The following is a 3,255-nucleotide window of genomic DNA, read 5'->3' as shown; positions in this document are numbered from 1 at the left end:
GGGCCGGGCATGCCGCGCCGGACGCGGCCCGCCCGGCCTGGCCGGCTCACCCGGCCGACGGGCGTCAGCCCGCCTTGCCCTGCTTCGCGACGGCGGCCTGCGCCTGCGCGATCGCGTCCTGGTCGCCGAGGTAATAGTGCTTGATCGGCTTCAGGTTCTCGTCGAGTTCATACACGAGCGGCACGCCGTTCGGGATGTTCAGGCCGACGATGTCGCTGTCCGAGATGCCGTCGAGGTACTTGATCAGCGCGCGCAGCGAGTTGCCGTGCGCGGCGATCAGCACCTGCTTGCCGGCGCGGACCGCCGGGGCGATCGACTCGTTCCACAGCGGCAGCACGCGCGCGACCGTGTCCTTCAGGCACTCGGTGAGCGGCAGCTGCTCGCGCGGCACCTTCGCGTAGCGCGGGTCGTTGAACGGCGCGCGTTCGTCGGTCGGCTCGAGCGCGGGCGGCGGCGTGTCGTAGCTGCGGCGCCACACGAGCACCTGGTCGTCGCCGAACTTCGCGGCCGTTTCCGCCTTGTTCAGGCCCGACAGCGCGCCGTAGTGGCGCTCGTTCAGGCGCCACGAGTGGACGACCGGCAGGTACATCAGGTCCATCTTGTCCTGCACGTGCCACAGCGTGCGGATCGCGCGCTTGAGTACCGACGTGTACGCGATGTCGAACGTGTAGCCGGCCTCCTTGAGCAATTCGCCGGCCTGGTAGGCCTCGTTGCGACCCTGTTCGGTCAGGTCGACGTCGACCCAGCCGGTGAAGCGGTTTTCCTTGTTCCACGTCGATTCGCCGTGGCGGATGAGAACGAGTTTGTACATGGATCTTGCGGTCGGTAGTGATAGGGAAGCGGGGCGCGTCGTACGGGACCCGACCGGGGCCCGCCATCGCGCAAGACGGTTATTTTATAATGGCGGGATTGTCCTCATCCGATTTCTCTTTTTCCGGCGGAATTCCGTGACGTTCTTTACCGATTACACCAACCTGGCCCTTATCGCGATCCTGGTGGTATCCGGCGGCCTGCTGGCCTGGCCCGCGCTGCGCCGCGGTCGCGGCGGCCTGTCGGCCGCGGAGGCGACGCAACTCATCAACCGCCGCAACGCGGTCGTGATCGACGTGCGCGCCGCGTCCGATTTCGCGGCCGGCCACCTGCCGTCGGCCCGTCAGGTCGCGGCGGGCGAGATCGGCGCGAAGATCGCGCAGGTCGCGAAGAACAAGAGCACGCCGGTGCTGCTCGTCTGCCAGAACGGCCAGCAGTCGCAGAAAGCGGCGCGCGAGGTCGAGGCGGCGGGCTACGCCGAGGTGCACGTGCTCGAGGGCGGCGTGGCTGCCTGGCAGCAGGCCGGGATGCCGGTCGTCAAACAAGGAGTGGCGAAGTGAACAAGGTTTTGATGTACAGCACGCAGGTGTGTCCGTATTGCATCCAGGCCGAGCGCCTGCTGAAGCTGCGCGGTGTCGAGCAGATCGAGAAGGTGCTGATCGACCGCGATCCGGCCCGCCGCGACGAAATGATGTCGCGCACGGGGCGCCGCACGGTGCCGCAGATCTATATCGGCGACACGCACGTCGGCGGCTACGACGATCTGTCGAAGCTCGACCGCGAAGGCGGGCTCGTTCCGCTTCTGCAAGCGGCCTGATTAGGGCAGAATGGCCGCCGGCCGCGCCGCGGCTTGGGCGCGCAGGATTCATCCGTGGCGGCCGGCGCGAAGCCGGGCCGCCCCGTCACCACTTTTAGGGAAACACCATGTCCGACGTCGAAAACCAACCGTTCTTCAACATCCAGCGCGTCTACCTGAAGGATATGTCGCTCGAGCAGCCGAATTCGCCGGCGATCTTCCTCGAGCAGGACATGCCGTCGGTTGAAGTCGAAGTCGACGTGAAGGCCGACCGCCTCGCGGAAAGCGTGTTCGAAGTCGTCGTGTCGGGCACCGTTACCGCGAAGGTGAAGGACAAGGTCGCGTTCCTGATCGAAGCGAAGCAGGCCGGCATTTTCGACATCCGCAATATTCCGGACGAACAGCTCGACCCGCTCGTCGGCATCGCGTGCCCGACGATCCTGTTCCCGTACCTGCGTTCGAACATCGCCGACGCGATCACGCGCGCGGGCTTCCCGCCGATCCACTTGGCGGAAATCAACTTCCAGGCGCTGTACGAACAGCGTCTCGCGCAGCTTCAGCAGCAGGCCGGCGCCGCAGCAGGCGCGCCGAACGGCACGACGCTGAACTGACGTTTTACTCGGAGGACCGGTGCTGGGTATGAAAGTAGCCGTTCTCGGCGCCGGTGCCTGGGGCACCGCGCTCGCGGGCCATCTGGCCGCGCGGCACGATACGCTTCTGTGGGCGCGCGATGCCGCGCTCATCGCCGGGCTGCAGGCCCGGCACGAAAATTCCCGCTATCTGGACGGCATCGCGCTGCCTGACGCGTTGCGCTACGACGCCGATCTCGGCGCCGCGCTCGCGCACGGCGCCGCGGACGACGCTTTGTGCGTGATCGCCGCGCCGGTGGCCGGGCTGCGCACGCTGTGTCACGCGATGCGCGCCGCAGGCTGCGTGCCCGCGCATATCGTCTGGGTCTGCAAGGGCTTCGAGGCCGACACGCATCTGCTGCCGCACCAGGTGATCGCGGCCGAGCTGCCCGAACAGCACAGCAACGGCGTGCTGTCGGGGCCGAGCTTCGCACGCGAGGTCGGGCAGTCGCTGCCCGTCGCGCTGACGGTGGCGAGTACGTCCGCCGAATGCCGCGAGCGAACGCTCGCCGCGTTTCATCACGGCGCGATGCGGATCTATACGGGTGACGACGTGGTCGGCGTCGAGGTCGGCGGCGCGGTGAAGAACGTGCTCGCGATCGCGACCGGTATTGCCGACGGCCTCGGCCTCGGGCTGAACGCGCGTGCCGCGCTGATCACGCGCGGCCTCGCCGAAATGTCGCGGCTGGGCGTCGCGCTCGGCGGCCGTGCGGAAACCTTCACGGGCCTGACCGGCCTCGGCGACCTGATCCTCACCGCAACGGGCGACCTGTCGCGCAACCGCACGGTCGGCCTGCAACTGGCGGCCGGCCGCACGCTGAACGATATCCTCGGCGCGCTCGGCCACGTGGCCGAAGGCGTGCGCTGTGCGCAGGCCGTGCTGGCCATCGCGCGGGCGCAGTCGATCGAAATGCCGATCACCGAAGCCGTGTGCGGCGTGCTGTTCGACGGCATCGCGCCGCGCGACGCCGTCAGCGGCCTGCTGCGGCGCGACGCGCGCGCCGAGTAGCGCGGCCCGGC

At 68.3% G+C, this 3,255-nt stretch carries 5 protein-coding genes; 4 read left to right on the top strand and 1 reads right to left on the bottom strand.

Annotated features, from left to right (window positions below):
- Positions 1-64 precede the first annotated feature (64 nt).
- Entirely contained in the window at positions 65-811 is a 747-nt protein-coding gene (gpmA, locus tag DPV74_RS40220) for a 2,3-diphosphoglycerate-dependent phosphoglycerate mutase (protein WP_027789056.1), read from the bottom strand.
- 136 nt (positions 812-947) lie between these two features.
- Between gpmA and DPV74_RS40215 the strand changes: the two genes are divergently transcribed.
- From DPV74_RS40215 to DPV74_RS40200, 4 genes are all read left to right on the top strand, one after another.
- Positions 948-1,370: a rhodanese-like domain-containing protein gene (locus DPV74_RS40215; protein ID WP_021164238.1), complete on the top strand. Its 423-nt coding sequence runs from the start codon at positions 948-950 to the stop codon at positions 1,368-1,370.
- Entirely contained in the window at positions 1,367-1,627 is a 261-nt protein-coding gene (gene grxC, locus DPV74_RS40210; protein ID WP_021164237.1) for a glutaredoxin 3, read from the top strand. The genes DPV74_RS40215 and grxC overlap by 4 nt, the downstream gene beginning before the upstream one ends.
- Before the next feature lie 107 nt (positions 1,628-1,734).
- Positions 1,735-2,217 carry a protein-export chaperone SecB gene (gene secB, locus DPV74_RS40205; protein ID WP_011353285.1) on the top strand — a complete coding sequence of 161 codons (483 nt, stop codon included), beginning with the start codon at positions 1,735-1,737 and terminating at the stop codon, positions 2,215-2,217.
- A gap of 28 nt (positions 2,218-2,245) precedes the next feature.
- Entirely contained in the window at positions 2,246-3,244 is a 999-nt protein-coding gene (locus tag DPV74_RS40200; RefSeq protein WP_027789057.1) for an NAD(P)H-dependent glycerol-3-phosphate dehydrogenase, read from the top strand.
- Positions 3,245-3,255: the final 11 nt, after the last annotated feature.

Origin of the sequence: Burkholderia sp. HAN2018 (genome assembly GCF_024704855.1) — a bacterium.
Taxonomy (GTDB): Bacteria; Pseudomonadota; Gammaproteobacteria; order Burkholderiales; family Burkholderiaceae; genus Burkholderia; species Burkholderia cepacia.
The sequence above is the reverse complement of the archived record's forward strand: the minus strand, read 5'-3'. Positions and strand labels throughout refer to the sequence as shown.